This is a genomic window from Herbaspirillum autotrophicum, assembly GCF_001189915.1.
GTDB classification, from domain to species: Bacteria; Pseudomonadota; Gammaproteobacteria; order Burkholderiales; family Burkholderiaceae_D; genus Herbaspirillum; species Herbaspirillum autotrophicum.
Genome location: NZ_LFLS01000008.1, coordinates 55,161 through 70,462 on the forward strand (window position 1 = coordinate 55,161; position 15,302 = coordinate 70,462).

Annotated in this window: 11 protein-coding genes; 7 read left to right on the forward strand and 4 right to left on the reverse strand. The window is 56.4% G+C overall.

Features of this window, described 5'->3' with window-relative positions:
* Window positions 1–218: 218 nt before the first annotated feature.
* Complete coding sequence (locus tag AKL27_RS08405; RefSeq protein ID WP_050462363.1) at window positions 219–3,326, reverse strand: efflux RND transporter permease subunit; 3,108 nt, start codon at window positions 3,324–3,326, stop codon at window positions 219–221.
* Between the two features lie 156 nt (window positions 3,327–3,482).
* Here AKL27_RS08405 and AKL27_RS08410 point away from each other — a divergent pair, with 156 nt between their 5' ends.
* On the forward strand, window positions 3,483–4,238 hold the full coding sequence (locus AKL27_RS08410) for a response regulator (protein WP_408609761.1): 756 nt from the start codon (window positions 3,483–3,485) through the stop codon (window positions 4,236–4,238).
* Entirely contained in the window at window positions 4,225–5,337 is a 1,113-nt protein-coding gene (locus AKL27_RS08415) for an ATP-binding protein (protein ID WP_050462365.1), read from the forward strand. Before AKL27_RS08410 ends, AKL27_RS08415 begins: the two co-directional genes overlap by 14 nt.
* Before the next feature lie 256 nt (window positions 5,338–5,593).
* On the opposite strand, the gene AKL27_RS08420 is transcribed toward AKL27_RS08415, so the two are convergent.
* Together AKL27_RS08420 and AKL27_RS08425 are read right to left on the reverse strand one after the other, a co-directional pair.
* A complete protein-coding gene (locus AKL27_RS08420) occupies window positions 5,594–6,547 on the reverse strand; it encodes a response regulator transcription factor (RefSeq protein WP_050462366.1) in 954 nt (317 codons plus the stop codon).
* Window positions 6,522–9,896, reverse strand: a complete 3,375-nt coding sequence (locus AKL27_RS08425) for an ATP-binding protein (RefSeq protein WP_050462460.1) — start codon at window positions 9,894–9,896, stop codon at window positions 6,522–6,524. Before AKL27_RS08425 ends, AKL27_RS08420 begins: the two co-directional genes overlap by 26 nt.
* A gap of 553 nt (window positions 9,897–10,449) precedes the next feature.
* On the opposite strand from AKL27_RS08425, the gene fmdA reads away from it, so the two are divergent.
* The 4 genes from fmdA to AKL27_RS08445 all read left to right on the forward strand — a co-directional run bounded on the left by fmdA (window position 10,450) and on the right by AKL27_RS08445 (window position 14,204).
* Window positions 10,450–11,685: a formamidase gene (gene fmdA, locus AKL27_RS08430; protein WP_050462367.1), complete on the forward strand. Its 1,236-nt coding sequence runs from the start codon at window positions 10,450–10,452 to the stop codon at window positions 11,683–11,685.
* 9 nt (window positions 11,686–11,694) lie between these two features.
* A complete protein-coding gene (locus AKL27_RS08435) occupies window positions 11,695–12,039 on the forward strand; it encodes an FmdB family zinc ribbon protein (RefSeq protein ID WP_050462368.1) in 345 nt (114 codons plus the stop codon).
* Window positions 12,040–12,169: 130 nt separating this feature from the next.
* Entirely contained in the window at window positions 12,170–12,685 is a 516-nt protein-coding gene (locus AKL27_RS08440; protein WP_050462369.1) for an AmiS/UreI family transporter, read from the forward strand.
* Between the two features lie 532 nt (window positions 12,686–13,217).
* Window positions 13,218–14,204, forward strand: coding sequence for a formylglycine-generating enzyme family protein (locus AKL27_RS08445; protein ID WP_050462461.1), 987 nt, complete (start codon window positions 13,218–13,220; stop codon window positions 14,202–14,204).
* A gap of 76 nt (window positions 14,205–14,280) precedes the next feature.
* Here the strand turns inward: AKL27_RS08445 and AKL27_RS27650 are convergent, their stop codons facing one another.
* Window positions 14,281–14,508: a hypothetical protein gene (locus tag AKL27_RS27650; RefSeq protein WP_157056852.1), complete on the reverse strand. Its 228-nt coding sequence runs from the start codon at window positions 14,506–14,508 to the stop codon at window positions 14,281–14,283.
* 164 nt (window positions 14,509–14,672) lie between these two features.
* On the opposite strand from AKL27_RS27650, the gene AKL27_RS08450 reads away from it, so the two are divergent.
* Window positions 14,673–15,098: a transcriptional regulator gene (locus AKL27_RS08450; protein ID WP_157056853.1), complete on the forward strand. Its 426-nt coding sequence runs from the start codon at window positions 14,673–14,675 to the stop codon at window positions 15,096–15,098.
* Window positions 15,099–15,302: the final 204 nt, after the last annotated feature.

The window sequence follows — 15,302 nt, forward strand, 5'->3', positions numbered from 1 at the left end:
GCAAGACCATAAAGAAGAGCCCGCACGCAGCGGGCCCGGTGGTTGGCGCCATGTGCTCAGAACATTCGTCCACGCTGCTGATTGCAATCGGTTCAACGTCGCCGACAGCTTTGCGGCCACTGTCGACATGCCGTGTCATCGAAGCCTGCCGGCGCAACCGTGAAGGCCACATCGGAATGGCGTCGCTCCTGCTGCGCAGCGGCACGCGCAGACAATGATCAGGATTTCTGCACGCGCGCCCTCAGTTTTTCGCTCCATCCGAGTACAAACACAAAAAACACCGGCACAAAAAATATCGCCAACAAGGTGGCACTCACCATTCCACCGAATACGCCAGTGCCAATCGCATGTTGCGTCTCCGAGCTGGCACCCGCGGCGATCATCAACGGCACGACCCCAAGCGCGAAGGCGAATGACGTCATCAGAATCGGACGCAAGCGCAACGTCGATGCCTGGATTGCAGCCTGCACCAGACTCATTCCCCCATCCCGCAGTTGCTTGGCAAATTCGACGATCAGGATGGCGTTCTTTGCCGACAAACCGATTACCGTGATCAGTCCGACTTTGAAAAAGACATCATTGGGCATGCCCCGAATCAGTACTGCTGCAACCGCACCAATCAGTCCAAGCGGAACAACAAGCATAACCGACAAGGGAATCGACCAGCTCTCGTACAAGGCGGCCAGCACCAGGAACACCACCAGCATGGATAACGCCATCAATATCGGCGCTTGCGCTGCCGACATCCGCTCCTGCAGCGATTGCCCCGTCCAGACAACGGAGAATCCCGGCGGCAACTGCTGCGCCAATTTTTCCATCTCCGCCATTGCTTCACCACTGGAAACACCCGGGGCCGCATTGCCGGCAATTCGTATCGCCGGGAATCCCTGGTAGCGAACCATTTGTATCGGCGTGTTTTCCCACACCGGCTTGACCAGCTCAGCCAAAGGCACCATGCCGCCATTGTCATTGCGGACATATAGCTTCAGGATGTCATCGATCTGCATGCGTGACCTTGCATCAGCCTGAACAATGACCTGTTGCATGCGCCCTTCATTGGGAAAGTCGTTTACATACAAAGACCCTATTGCCCCCGAGAGCGTGTCGCCAATGCTACTGAAGGAAACGCCGAGCGCTGCCGCCTTGTGGCGGTCAATGCCGAGACGCACGCTGGCGCCGGATGGCAAGCCTTCCGGGTAGACGCCTTTGAGCAATTTGCTGCGCGCCGCAAGTTCCAGCAGCTTGGCTTCTGCCGCCTTCAGTGCCGCGTAGCCTTGATTGGCGCGGTCCTGCAACCGCAAGGTAAAGCCGGAAGAGTTGCCCAGCTCATCGATGGCAGGCGGCATCAGACTCATGATCAGACCCTCCGAACTATTTTCCATGGCTGCTTGTGCGTGCATAACCTCCTCCATTGCATTGGAACCTTTCCTCTGGTTCCAATCCTTGAGTTCGGTAAAAGCCATCGCCGCATTCGGCCCGGAACCAGAGAAGCCGAAACCGAGTACCGACATGTTGGATTTGATGTCGGTACGCGTCTCCAGATAGCGCTCAAACTGTTTGACTATTTTTGAAGTCCGCTCGGCTGTCGCATCCGACGGCAGTTGGAATGAGGTCATAAAATACCCTTGATCTTCCTCCGGCAGGAAAGCGGACGGCAAGGAGCGCAAAGAGAAAAAGAGGATCCCCGAGATCGCGAGAAAGATCAACATCATGCGGCCGCTGCGCGCCACCAATCCGATGAGACGGGATTCGTATCGCTGTGTCAGGCTTGCGAAGCGCCGATTGAACCAGCCAAAAAATCCACGTTTCTGATGATGGTCGCGCTTGATCGGCTTCAGTAACGTGGCACATAAAGCCGGCGTCAAGCTCAGCGCCAGGAAGGCCGAGAACAAGATGGAAACAGCCATCGACAAGGCGAACTGCCTGTAGATTACGCCCACCGATCCGCCGGCCAGCGCCATGGGAATGAATACCGCCGTCAGCACCAGAGTGATACCGATGATGGCACCCGTGATCTCCTTCATGGCCTTGATGGTTGCCTCGCGCGGCTCCAGTCCCTCACTTGCCATGATGCGCTCAACGTTCTCCACGACGACGATGGCGTCGTCAACAATGATGCCGATAGCCAATACCATGCCAAACATGGTCAGCACATTCACCGAGAAGCCAACCACAAACATGACCGCCAGCGTTCCCATCAGCGCAATCGGTGCCACGATGGCGGGAATGAGCGTATAGCGCATGTTCTGAAGAAACAGGTACATCACGATGAACACCAGTACCATGGCCTCGATCAGTGTCTGCACCACCTTCTGGATGGATATTTTGACGAACGGCGCCGTGTTGTATGGCAAGGAGTAGCTCACGCCGGAAGGCAACACGGGGCGTAATTCAGCCATGCGCGCCTGAATGGCCTCTGCCGTACGCACTGCGTTTGCGCCTGGCGCCAGCTGTACGGCTGCGACTGCAGCGGGCTTGCCGTCCTCACGATTGGAGAATCCATAAGACTGCGCGCCCAGTTCGATGCGGGCGACGTCACTCAGCAGCACCTTCGCACCATTCCCTCTGGCCTTGAGTACGATCGCGGAAAACTGCTCCGGCGACGTCAGTTGCCCTTGCACGGTCAGCGGCACCGATATTTGCTGACCGGAAAGCGCCGGCATATCTCCCAACCGGCCCGGAGAAATCTGCACATTTTGCCGGGTGATTGCCGCGCTGATATCGCTCATCGAAAGGTTATAGGCGTTCAGCTTGAACGGATCAACCCAGATGCGCATCGCCTGTTCTGAACCGAATAATTGCACTCGCCCGACGCCGTCGATACGGCGCAGTTCCTCGACTATATTGCGCGCCATATAGTTACTCAGCGTGACTTCGTCATAGAGACCGTCACCGGAGGTCAGGCTGACCATCAATAAAAACCCCGAAGCGGCTGATTCCACCGTCACGCCGTTTTGTCTGACCGCCTGTGGCAAGCGCGCTTCAATCGCCTTGAGACGGTTTTGCACATCCACCTGGGCCAATTCCGGGTCGGTTCCAGGTTTGAATGTAACGCTGATCTGCGCAGAGCCCGAAGTGTCGGCCGATGACTCGAAATAGAGCAAGTTCCTGACGCCGGACAGCTCACGTTCGATGAGACCGATAACGCCGTCGTTCATTGCCTGTGGTGTGGCTCCGGGATAGCTGGCACTAATCGATATTGCAGGCGGCGCCACAGACGGGTAGCGCGCAATCGGCAACTGCGGAATTGCAATCATGCCAAAAAGTATGATGAATAATGCAACCACCCAGGCAAAGATCGGGCGTTCGATAAAAAACTGAGGCATGCGTGACTCCGGAAATCAGCTTTGATCATACTCAACGGCGATATCACTTTGATTCTCGCGGTGGCCGACAGTACAATTGCAAAGAAACGCGGAGTCTGAGCGAAAACGATGAGGATTGGGTTGCGCAATTGTGGAGTTTTGATGGAGCGAGACAGAATGTCCGGGAATTTGGCCTCATCGGGTAAGGCCACAGACGCGGACAATTCCAATAGCCTGAATGTGCTGATACTCGTTGCCGAGGACGAACCGGAAATCGCCGACATTCTGATCGCGTACCTGGACCGGAACGGCATGCGCAGCGTACATGCGCCGAACGGCGCCAAAGCGCTGGAAATGCATCTGACACTCAAGCCCGACCTGATCCTGCTGGACATACAAATGCCACTGCTGGACGGCTGGCAGGTACTGTCCGAGATCCGTCACCGCGGCAACACGCCGGTCATCATGTTGACCGCCATGGACCAAGACATCGACAAACTCACCGGGTTGCGCATCGGCGCCGACGATTACGTGGTTAAACCCTTCAATCCGGCCGAGGTGGTGGCACGCGTGCAGGCAGTGCTGCGACGTGCGCAAATGCGGGGCGAGCAAGAGCAACGCCGCATCTTGCGCGTGGCGCCATTTATCATCGACCTCGATTCTCACGAAGCGGTGGTCGAGATCAATGACATGCAGCATACACTTGCTCTGACGCTGACCGAATTCAGGCTGCTGGCCCAATTGGCACGTTCCCCCCGACGTGTATTCAGCCGCACCGAGTTACTGGCCACATGCTTGCCGGAAGGCGACACACTGGAAAGAACAGTCGACAGCCACGTCAGCAAGTTGCGCAAGAAGCTGGAGGATCTCGGTATTGTGGGGGTACCTGTCAGCACACGCGGAGTCGGCTATCGATTTCATGATCACATTTAAAAGAACACAACCAGACCGGCCTGTGGGAGACCGGGATGCACATCGCCTGAAAGGACTGAGTCGCCAAATCGTGACCTCGGTCGCCGTCATGGTGCTCGCCATCATGATGATGGTGTTGCTGGGCTCGTATGCTTTCTATGCTTCACTATGGATGTTCTTTCCGGCCAGCCTCTCCCCCCCGGACAGCTGGTTTCCATCCCCCGCAGAATGGATGTGGATTGTCGTGACAACGCTGATCGGACTCGGCATCGCCGTGTGGGTCGCCGCCCGGCTTTCCAGACGCATTCTTGCACCGTTGAACTCAGTGGCTACAAGTTTGCGTCAGGTGGCCCAAGGCAATCTGGCCGCACGCGCAGACACGAACGACTATTCTCTCGGTGAGGCGACGCAGTTGGTCAGCGACTTCAACGCCATGGCGGAAAGGCTGGAACGCATCGAACAGGAACGCATATTCTGGAACGCCGCTATCGCACATGAGCTGCGCACACCGGTAACGATTCTCCGCGGCCGCCTGCAAGGCCTGGCCGAAGGAATATTTCAACCAGATCCTGCATTGTTCGCCAGCTTGCTGCATCAGGTTGAAGGACTGGCGCGCCTGATTGAAGATCTGCGGGTAGTTGGCCTGGCCGAAAGCGGACACCTGCAAATGCACCTGAGAGAGATCGATCTTCAGGGCGAAATAATGACGGTCGTAAAAGCCTGCGAATCAGCACTGATGGAAAAAGGTTTCTGCCTTTCGCTTGACTTGCAGATCCGATTGGTAGTCTGCGACCCGATCCGTATACGCCAGGCACTTCTTGCGTTGCTGGAAAACGTGCTTCAGCATGCCCGGCCAGGCGCAATCATGATCAAAACCCGTTCCGACGACAGTGCACACTACCTCAGCGTTGAAGATAGCGGTCCCGGTATCGGGATGGCCGATCCTCACCTGATTTTTGAGGCATTTCAAAGAGGCCCGTTAGCGGACGGCCCCGATCAAAAAGGCAATGGATTGGGCCTGGCGGTCGTAAAAGCAATTTGCAACGCCCATCAGGGAATCGCCACTTATACGCAGTCGCACATGGGTGGCTCTTGTTTTACGCTGTGCTGGCCTGCTTAGACGCTCCCGGTGCAGTCGCGGACATATACGCCTTTACCCGCATCCGTCAATGTACCCGGCCGGCCTCAGGAAACAATTGTTTCGCGGCTTTGATGACGTCGATAACCGGGCATCGCATGATGCGCTGTGATCGGCTTCTCAACATCTGCCCCAATCCTGACAAAAGGCTGTTGGCATTCAGCTCATCAGTAAAATCAAGCAGTCGACATCATTCAGACTGACTTGTCCGTGTGCCTGCTGGAATTCCCGGCCCCGGCTAATGCGGCCAGCGCGGCGTTCCCAGACGCGCCTCTGCACTTTCTTGCGCGCTCGCCATTGCAGCCGCCGCCGAGCGCGTTTCCACACCCAGCTTTTCAAAGATATGTTCAAGATGCTTGCTCACGGTGCGCGGGCTCATGGTCAGAATTTCGCCGATGTCGCGATTGGTTTTTCCCTTGGCCAGCCAGGACAGCACTTCCGTTTCGCGCGGCGTCAGCGCGGCGCTGGCAAGACGGCCGGGCGGCAAGACCGGATTGCCGCTCACGCCGATCTCGATCAGCAACATGATTTCATCCCTCCCCGCCGGCCCCATATTGCGGACCAGCAAACCGGGACCGGCAGCGTCGCTGACCACCGCCACCAACTCCATGCCGCTGTTGCTCTGCCACCATGATTGCGGCACCGTCAATGCATCCGGATCGATATCGAACTGAGTCAGCAAGCGTCTGGCGCACGGTGAACACCAGGAGATGCGTCCCTGATCATTGAGCATGATCACTCCCAGTCCTGAGACATCAATGGCGTCGAGTGCAAACCGCGCCATGCGCGCGTTGCCCACATGCGTATGCAAGCGCGCCAGCACCTCCGGCGCGCGCACCGGTTTGACGACATAGTCGACACCGCCGCAGGCAAAACCTTCCAGCACATGCGAAGTATCGGACAGACCGGTCATGAAGATGACCGGGATATGCTTGGTCGCGAGATCGGCTTTGATGCGGCGACAGGTATCAAAGCCGGAGATGCCCGGCATCATTGCATCCATCAGGATCACATCCGGCGTCACCAGACTCAGACGGCGCAAGGCGGTATCGCCGTCGCACGCCACCAGCACGGTATAACCGGCGCTCTCCAGGGTTTCGCACAGTACGCCGAGGCTGCCGGGAGCATCGTCGACCAGCAATACCACCGGGCGCTCATCCGGATTGTCAATCAAGTGATGCGGCACGTTCATTCTCCATTAAGGCGTTCTCTAATATGCCCAACTCGAAACGCTCAAGCAGCGATCTTACTACGATGCAGGAGGCCGCGGCCGATGCATCTGTGGCCGACAACTGATCCAGTGCCCGGCGCAAACCGGCGACATGTCCTATGCGCGTCAGTTGCAACAGTTGCGCAATTGCCGGTTGCCGGAACGCAAGCTGCGCCGGCAAGACTCCGGTGACAGGGACTGGCGGCGGCGCGCCGGCATATATCCATTCCAGACGCAACTGTCGTTGCAAGACCAACATCAATTCCGATTCCAGCACCGGCTTGCCGATGAAATCCTGACATCCCGCCTGGCGCATTCTTTCCGGATCGTTTTCAAACAAGTCGGCCGATACGAAGATGATGGGAATACCGCTGCCGCTGACGGCACGGACACGCCGCGCCGTTTCCCATCCATCCATGCCATCCATGCCGATATCAAGCAAAATGGCATCAGGCGTGAAGTCTTGCAGTAAATCGATACACTCATGACCGCTCGCGGCTTCCCGCACATGGAAACCGAGCGGCAGCAGCATGCCGCTCAGCATGTGTCGTTGCACCGGCTGGTCATCGACAACCAGCAAGGTGCGCGCCGTACCGGCATGACCGATCACGTCGCGCTGCGGCAAGGTGGCGACAGCATTGATTTCCATCAACGGCAAAGAGACCGTGAAGGTGCTGCCCTGCCCAGGTATGCTGAGCAAGTCCAGACTGCCATTCATCATCAGGATCAGTCTTTCGGTAATCGCCAGACCCAGCCCGGCGCCGGGCTCACCGCGCAGGCGTCCGGCGGCGCCGCGTTCAAACGGTTGAAAAATGCGCTGCCGGTCCTGTGTTGCAATGCCGATGCCGGTATCAATCACATCGAAGCGCAGCGACGCGCCGCTGCGTTCGACATGCAAGGTGACCGCTCCGGCATCAGTGAAACGTACCGCATTCGTGAGCAGGTTGATCAATATCTGGCGCAGGCGTTTGCCGTCGGCCAGTATGTAATGCGGCAGATGCCCGCCATGCGTATAGTGCAGACGCAATTCCTTGGCCTCGGCCTGCAACTTGACCATGCTGAGCAAATCATCGATGAAGGCGGAAAACAAGATCGGCACCGGCTCCAGCCGCATGCGGTCAGCTTCGATCCGCGCCAGATCGAGCAGCTCATCGACCAGCCCCAGCAAATGCTCGCCGCTGCGCTGTATGGTTTGGATCGCGGTACGCGGCGCTGCATCAAGCTGCTCGTTCTTCAGCAGGATTTGCGAATAGCCGAGGATGCTGTTGAGCGGCGAACGCAGTTCATGCGAGATACCGGCGACATAACGGGTCTTGGCCTGATTAGCGGATTCCGCCGCCTCCTTGGCGCTTTGCAATGCCGCATCGGTGCGTTGATGCGCGTCGATCTCTTGCGTCAGCAATTCGTTTTGCCGGTTCAAATCGTCTTGCGCCAGATGCCGCCCTTCGCTGCCCAGCACCACCCACCAGCTGGAGACCGCGACGATGATCAGCAGCACGGCAGAAATCTTGATGAAGATGCCATCGATCAGCAAACGGTCGCCCGCCGAAGTCAGCAAGGAAATTTCTTGCGCATACACCAGACCGAGCGCGGCGGCACCGACTGCACATAAAGACAGCACCACCACCATGTAATTACCGACGCGCCGGTTGACCAGATGCGACAAGGCATTCGGCAACAACGCCGACAGCAGTTGTTGCGCCTGTTCCGCCGTGCGCGACTCTTTCTTGCACAAGTCATGGCAGCGCGATTCCAGCGTACAGCACAGCGAGCAGATGGGCGCGCCATATGCCGGGCAATGCGCCATGTCTTCCGATTCGAAATGGTTATCGCAGACACCGCATTGCACTGCCTGCCCCGGCGCGCCGGCCATCGTCGGTTTGCGTGCCAGGTAATAACGCCCTCTGGTCAACCATGCCAGCAGCGGCGAGACGATAAAGGCCATGCCCAACGTGATGAATGGCGAAAAGGCCGCCACCTGATGTCCCCACACGCCGGCGAAAGCGGCGATGCCGATACTGGCAGACACCAGCATGGTGCCGAGACCGACCGGATTGACGTCGTATAAATGCGCGCGCTTGAACTCGATTCCTTTGGGACTCCATCCGAGCGGCTTGTTGATCACCAGATCAGCGACCAATGCACCTACCCACGCCACCGCCACATTGCTGTACAAACCAAGTACGGTTTCCAGTGCCGCGAATACCCCTAGGCTCATCAGCAGCAACGCCAGCAGGCAATTGAACACCAGCCACACTACCCGCCCCGGGTGACTGTGCGTCAGGCGTGCAAAAAAATTCGACCATGCCAGTGATCCGGCATAGGCATTGGTCAAATTGATTTTGACTTGCGACACGATGACAAACAGCAGCGTGATCGCGAGTATCCAGGCCGGATCATCAAACAGATAAGAGAACCCAAGCAAATACATGCGCGTCGGCTCCATCGCATGCGCCGCCGGCACCCCGCTCTGGAAAACCAGAAAGGCGAGGAAAGCGCCGCCCAGCATCTTCAATCCACCCGGCACGATCCAGCCGGCACCGGCAACGATGATTGCCGTCCACCAGCGCCGTTGATTTTCTGCCGTACGTTCCGGCAGGAAGCGCAAGAAATCGACCTGCTCGCCGATCTGCGCCACCAGTGAAAAAGCCACGGTAGCCGCGACGCCGAACATGACCGGGTCGAAGCTGTTGCTATTGGAAATCGCGCCGACGAATTGCGCGAACTCGGTATACGCCTCCGGTTTCTTCCAATAGATGGCGAGATAGGGCGCCACCAGCAGTATCAGCCACAGCGGCTGCGTCCACATCTGCAAACGCGAAATCAGGGTGATGCCGCGTGCCACCAGCGGCACAATAAACAGGGCGCAAATTCCATACCAGATCCAGAGCGGCCACGGAATCCACATCTGCATGGCGACCGACAGGATGGCCGCTTCCAGGGCAAAAAAGATGATCGTGAAGCTGGCGTAGATCAAGGAGCTGATGGTCGATCCCATATAACCGAAGCCGGCGCCGCGCGTGAGCAAATCCATATCGATGCCATAACGGGCAGCGTAGTAACTGATCGGCAAACCGGTCAGGAACGTGATCAGCATGACCGCCAGAATGGCGCAGACCGCATTGGCGAAACCGTAGTTCAGCGCAATCGCGCCACCGATTGCTTCCAGCGCCAGAAACGAGGCGGCGCCAAACGCCGCATTGCCCAACTGCCACTCCGACCACTTGCGGAAATGACGCGGCGTGTAGCGCAACGCATAATCCTCTATCGACTCATTGGCGACCCAGCGGTTGTACTCACGGCGGATGCGGAAAATTTTCTGTTGAGCCATCGGATCAATGAAAGTTGGAATGAATGAACATGTTGCGCCGCAATGCAAACTGGCATTCAAGTGGCCTCGGATTCACATGCGCTGCCGGGAATGTCTGCATGCGTCCGCAACATACGGCGGCGGAGAAAAGCCATTCTTCCCGCGACGAAAAAGCCGGCAGGCATTCTTTGTCATGCCGCGCTAGCGTACCTCGGAAAAACCCTGACCGCTTGATAATTTCGCGGGCCGCTTGCACCTTGCCCCGCCCGCCTGACTTTCGTCCGGGCATCGTTTGTCTGCCGGTGATTGCCGAATGATTTTTCGCGCCACAATCCGCCATTTTTCAAGATCGGCAAGTACCGGATTTGACTGTATTTCCGGGGTTCAGCAATGACAAGCCGCGTGGACAATTTTGCATGTACGCCGTTTGACGTATTGGGAGATACGCATTGTCCAGACATTATTTACCGCGGGATGCTCGGGTCACAGTTTCCAGGTGTGGATGCGCTGAATGGTCAGCATGGGAAAAATCCGGGTTCCGTCCATATGAACATAACTTTTATAGGCAGACACCATGGCTGAGACTCTGATTAAAGTAGATCTGGATCAATCCCCCTACGAAAATGAAAATGTGCACAACCGCTGGCACTCCGATATCCCGATGGCAACCTGGGTCAACCCGGGCGACGACTTCATCCTCGAGACCTATGACTGGACCGGCGGCTTCATCAAGAACAATGACAGTGCCGACGATGTGCGCGACATCGATCTCTCCATCGTCCACTTCCTGACCGGACCGGTTGGCGTCCATACCGCTGAGCCCGGCGATTTGCTGGTGGTGGAATTGCTGGACATCGGCGCCAAGCAAGAATCGATGTGGGGCTTCAACGGCTTCTTCTCCAAAAAGAATGGCGGCGGCTTCCTGACTGACCAGTTTCCGGAAGCACAGAAATCGATCTGGGACTTCAAGGGCATGTTCACTTCATCGCGCCACGTGCCCGGCGTGAACTATGCCGGCCTGATCCATCCCGGCCTGATCGGTTGCCTGCCCGATCCCAAATTGCTGGCCGAGTGGAACCGGCGTGAAATCGGTTTGATCGAAACCGACCCGCAGCGCGTACCGCCGCTGGCAAATGCACCGTTCGCACCGACTGCGCACATGGGAAAAATGAAAGGCGCAGCGCGCGACAAAGCTGCCGCCGACGGCGCGCGCACCGTGCCGCCGCGCGAGCACGGCGGCAATTGCGACATCAAGGATTTGTCGCGCGGCTCGAAGATTTTCTTTCCGGTGTATGTCAAAGGCGCCGGTCTGTCGGTCGGCGATTTGCACTTCAGCCAAGGCGACGGTGAAATCACATTCTGCGGCGCCATCGAAATGGCTGGCTGGGTACACATGAAGGTCACCGTGCTCAAAGGCGGCATGGCCACCTATGGCATCAAGAACCCTATCTTCAAGCCCAGCCCGATCACCCCGCATTACAACGACTATCTGATCTTCGAAGGCATCTCGGTCGATGAGCATGGCAAGCAGCATTACCTCGACGTCAACGTGGCTTATCGCCAGGCCTGTCTGAATGCGATCGAATACATGACCAAGTTCGGCTACAGCCGGGCGCAGGCGTATTCCATCCTCGGCACGGCGCCAGTGCAAGGACACATCAGCGGCGTGGTGGACATTCCCAACTCCTGTGCCACCTTGTGGCTGCCGACGCAGATCTTCGACTTCGATATCAACCCGAGCGCTGCCGGCCCCGTGGTGCAGAAATTCAAAGGCATGGGCATGCCGCTGTCACACGACCTCAAGAAATAGGAACACGTCATGCCAACCTACGACTATCTCTGCAAGGATTGTGGTTGCTTCGAGGCGGTGCGCAGCATGGCCGCCCGCAACGATCCCATTACTTGCCCGCATTGCGCGGCAGCGGCCGAGCGCACCTGGCTTTCTGCGCCAAGTCTGGCGCTGATGCCGGAAGCGCGCCGGCATGCGATGAGCACCAATGAAAAATCCTCGCATGAACCGGTGAGCTCCAAGAACTACGCCGCCAAAGCGCACCCCTCCGGATGCAGTTGCTGCTCGTCCGGCAAGAAAAGCAAATCCACCATCGTTGCCCCCAACGGCGCCAAATCCTTCGTTGGCAAGCGACCCTGGATGATCAGCCACTGAGGTGATATCTGGCATGAATGGAACGCCGGCGAAGTCGCAATGACCTCGCCGGCTTCATGCAATGCAAGTTCCTGTGTCGTCGTGAACATCGAATAACAAGAGTTGCCGCTGCATTCAACAAGGAGATGTCATGCTGTTAAGTCTTTCACTACTCTATGTGGGCGCCGTGCTGTGCCTTAATGGCCTGTGGTTGCTCGGTCGCATCGGCGACAAGGAAATCTGGGTCATCAATGTCTTTTCCGGCGGCGTGACCTTGTTGATTTCCCTGCAAATGGCGTTCGGCCCCAATGCCGACGCCGCCTCGGTCAAAGGCGCCGCCCTCACCCTGCTGTTTTCTTTCACCTACTTCTGGATCGCCTTCAACCGCTTCAACGGCGCCGACGGCCGCGGCCTCGGCTGGTTCAGCCTGTTCGTCGCCATCACCGCCATCCCGGTCGCCATCGACACCCTGCAAACCGCCACCACCACCTGGGGCGTCTGGTTCGGCCTGAACTGGGCCGCCTGGGCAATACTGTGGTTCATGTTTTTTCTGCTGCTTTCGGTGCAAAAGCAAATCGCGAAAATAACCGGCGTCGCCGCCTTGCTGTGCGGGATTTTCACTGGGTGGGTGCCGGGGCTGCTGTTGCTGAATGGCGCGCTCAAATAAGATCAGGCTGCCTGAATGAGGTGGCAAGAATCGGGCAGATGCAGGTGAGTAAGTCACCTGGTTCGGATTTTTCATGTCAGAAATAGCAAAGGGCTTACGTTTTATCGTAAGCCCTTTGCTATTTCTGATGCCCCCCCCCGTAAGTCGAACACGGCATCAAAGGATGATGCGTCAAAAAAGCATGTGTGCGGCGAGCCGAAAAATCAGGCCCGGCAAGGATCATCGATTGCGCATACAGTGCGCGAGTTCGCCAATGTGCACCGGTGTAGGCAAATATTCCGCAGCAAGAAATCCTGATAAAGTGGTGTTCGCGACCGCCGCCGATGTCCGCAATCGACCGCGGCCGATACTTCGCCACTGCATGCGCCCTTACTAACTGCTCACCATGCCATTGGCGATCGAATCGACCACTTTTGTCGGCAATCCCAGGACTGGCAGCAAGGGTTTCAGCGCGTTGTCGGCGTTGGAACAGGACAATAATAATCAAAACAAGGGAGATAGCTTGAAACACCGATACGCTGGATTACTGGCAATGCTGCTTTGCATGGCATTGACATCGCTGCATGCCGAGGAAATATCGCCACTGCCTGCGACTATCGAAAATTCAATCGGAATGCAAATGGTCCTGATCCCTGCGGGAGAATTTCTGATGGGTACCGATGAATCTCTCGCATCGCTGAAAGGAGCCTATCCGGATTATGAAGAACGTCGTCTGCTGGACCTTGACGATGAGCGGCCTCGACACAAGGTACTGATCACCCATCCGTTTTATGCAGGGAAGTATCTGGTCACGGTTGGACAGTTTGCCAAATTTGTAGCGGCGTCGGGCTATACCCCGGAATCCATTCGAGATCAGACCGGAGGCTATGGTTACAACCCGGACTATGATCCTCAAGAAACTGAACGCAAAGACGCCTTCGAAGGCCGCCACCTGCGATACAGCTGGAAAAATCCCGGCTTTCCGCAGGCCGACAATCATCCGGTACTCAACGTCACCTGGAATGATGCACAAGCCCTGGCAGCATGGCTGAGCAAGAAAGAACAGGTGCACTACCGGCTACCGACCGAAGCAGAGTGGGAATACGCGTGTCGCGCAGGTAGCACGACTCGCTACCCCAATGGCGATGATCCGGATGGCTTGAGCCGCATCGCCAATACCTTCGATGTCAGCGCCGCACCGTACTGGCCAGGCTTGGCCAGTCATGCGCTCAAGAATCATGATGACTTTGCCTTTACCTCTCCCGTGGGGAGTTTTCCACCGAATGGATTTGGGCTGCACGACATGGTCGGCAATGCCTGGGAATGGACAGCCGACTGGTATGGCGCAGACACCTACGCACATGCGCCGCTTGCAGACCCCCAGGGCCCGGCAGACGGTGAAGTTAAAGTGCGACGTGGCGGCTCGTGGCATACCTGGTCATTGTATGCACGTTGCGCCTTCCGCAACTGGAATGCCACCAGCACTCGCTATACCCTGGTAGGAATGCGCCTGGTGAGAGACGTAGAGCACGCACATTGAGGCCCCATCTGTTCGCATTGGGATTTGAAGGTTCTTATGACCGTGTTGCCACGTTCGCTCGGTAATGGAAGATGGATCAGTTAGATCTGGTCAATTCCGCGAGCAAAGGCAAAAAAATCGCTTGCAGGCTTTTTATCGCGCTATTACACGGGTAACCAATTGATTGCGGTAATGCGTCTATTGCGTATTCTCGGACACAAGATTTGGCCTCGATGGGCAAAAAATTCCCCGGCAAAAGAAAAAGCGACTTAGCGGCTGTTGCTGATGCCGCCGCAAGGAGGGCGGATACGATAATTTTTTTCATTTCTGTTCAATTTCCTTATTGGGCTTGTTGACGAGCGCCTGCCTCCACAGCCAATGAAAATGACTTTGAAAAAAGGGCGGGCTTTGAATTATAGTAACAAATAGTTACTTTGGATAACTTTATAGTTCTATAAAGTTACTGTGAGAACCGGTAGCGTCTGCAATATGGATGCTACAAATGAGAAATTACGGATGCAATTTAGTGAGCGCTTGACGCGGGAGTTCAAGCGCATTGGTCTTCCTGTATCGAGCCCAACGCATATCGCTGGTGAGTTCAATAAGCGCTATCCGGATAAGAAGGTGGTTCAGCAGACAATCAGGAAGTGGTTGGGTGGCGATGCAATACCGACCCAGGATAAGTTGCTGGCCTTAGCAGATTGGTTTGATGTATCCCCGCAGTGGTTGCGATTCGGGACAGGTGGGAAGAGGGTTGGGCAGGACAGAAAGGCTGAAGGTCGTGACGCCCTTGATGCCCCCGGGGAGCGCCCGGAGCTTGCGCTGATATTTGAAATGTTGACTCAGCTTTCGCCAAGCAATTTGAAATTGGCCGATAACCTTATTCGTAGTCTGCTCAATCATCAACAAGAATAGTACTCACATCGTTTTAATAATATATACGTGAGTTTCGCTTTCGATCGACTAGGAGTAGTGGTTCATAAGTCCCCTTATGAGGATGCCTTTTTTATTTTTTGAGGCACTTTTTTTGTGGTCGTTTAACTATCGCACCACTTAAAACGCGAGGTTTTCCTAAAGTCTTTTGAACGTCGGCGATCCGCCGCCAGGAGCAGACATTCA

Bases quoted from the DNA above. Each gene is read 5' to 3' on its own strand.
- AKL27_RS27650 (WP_157056852.1), bottom strand. From the start codon at position 14,508: ATGAAAAAAATTATCGTATCCGCCCTCCTTGCGGCGGCATCAGCAACA.
- AKL27_RS08450 (WP_157056853.1), top strand. From the start codon at position 14,673: ATGGATGCTACAAATGAGAAATTACGGATGCAATTTAGTGAGCGCTTG.
- AKL27_RS08410 (WP_408609761.1), top strand. From the start codon at position 3,483: ATGTCCGGGAATTTGGCCTCATCGGGTAAGGCCACAGACGCGGACAAT.
- AKL27_RS08415 (WP_050462365.1), top strand. From the start codon at position 4,225: ATGATCACATTTAAAAGAACACAACCAGACCGGCCTGTGGGAGACCGG.
- AKL27_RS08420 (WP_050462366.1), bottom strand. From the start codon at position 6,547: ATGAACGTGCCGCATCACTTGATTGACAATCCGGATGAGCGCCCGGTG.
- fmdA (WP_050462367.1), top strand. From the start codon at position 10,450: ATGGCTGAGACTCTGATTAAAGTAGATCTGGATCAATCCCCCTACGAA.
- AKL27_RS08425 (WP_050462460.1), bottom strand. From the start codon at position 9,896: ATGGCTCAACAGAAAATTTTCCGCATCCGCCGTGAGTACAACCGCTGG.
- AKL27_RS08445 (WP_050462461.1), top strand. From the start codon at position 13,218: ATGCTGCTTTGCATGGCATTGACATCGCTGCATGCCGAGGAAATATCG.
- AKL27_RS08440 (WP_050462369.1), top strand. From the start codon at position 12,170: ATGCTGTTAAGTCTTTCACTACTCTATGTGGGCGCCGTGCTGTGCCTT.
- AKL27_RS08405 (WP_050462363.1), bottom strand. From the start codon at position 3,326: ATGCCTCAGTTTTTTATCGAACGCCCGATCTTTGCCTGGGTGGTTGCA.
- AKL27_RS08435 (WP_050462368.1), top strand. From the start codon at position 11,695: ATGCCAACCTACGACTATCTCTGCAAGGATTGTGGTTGCTTCGAGGCG.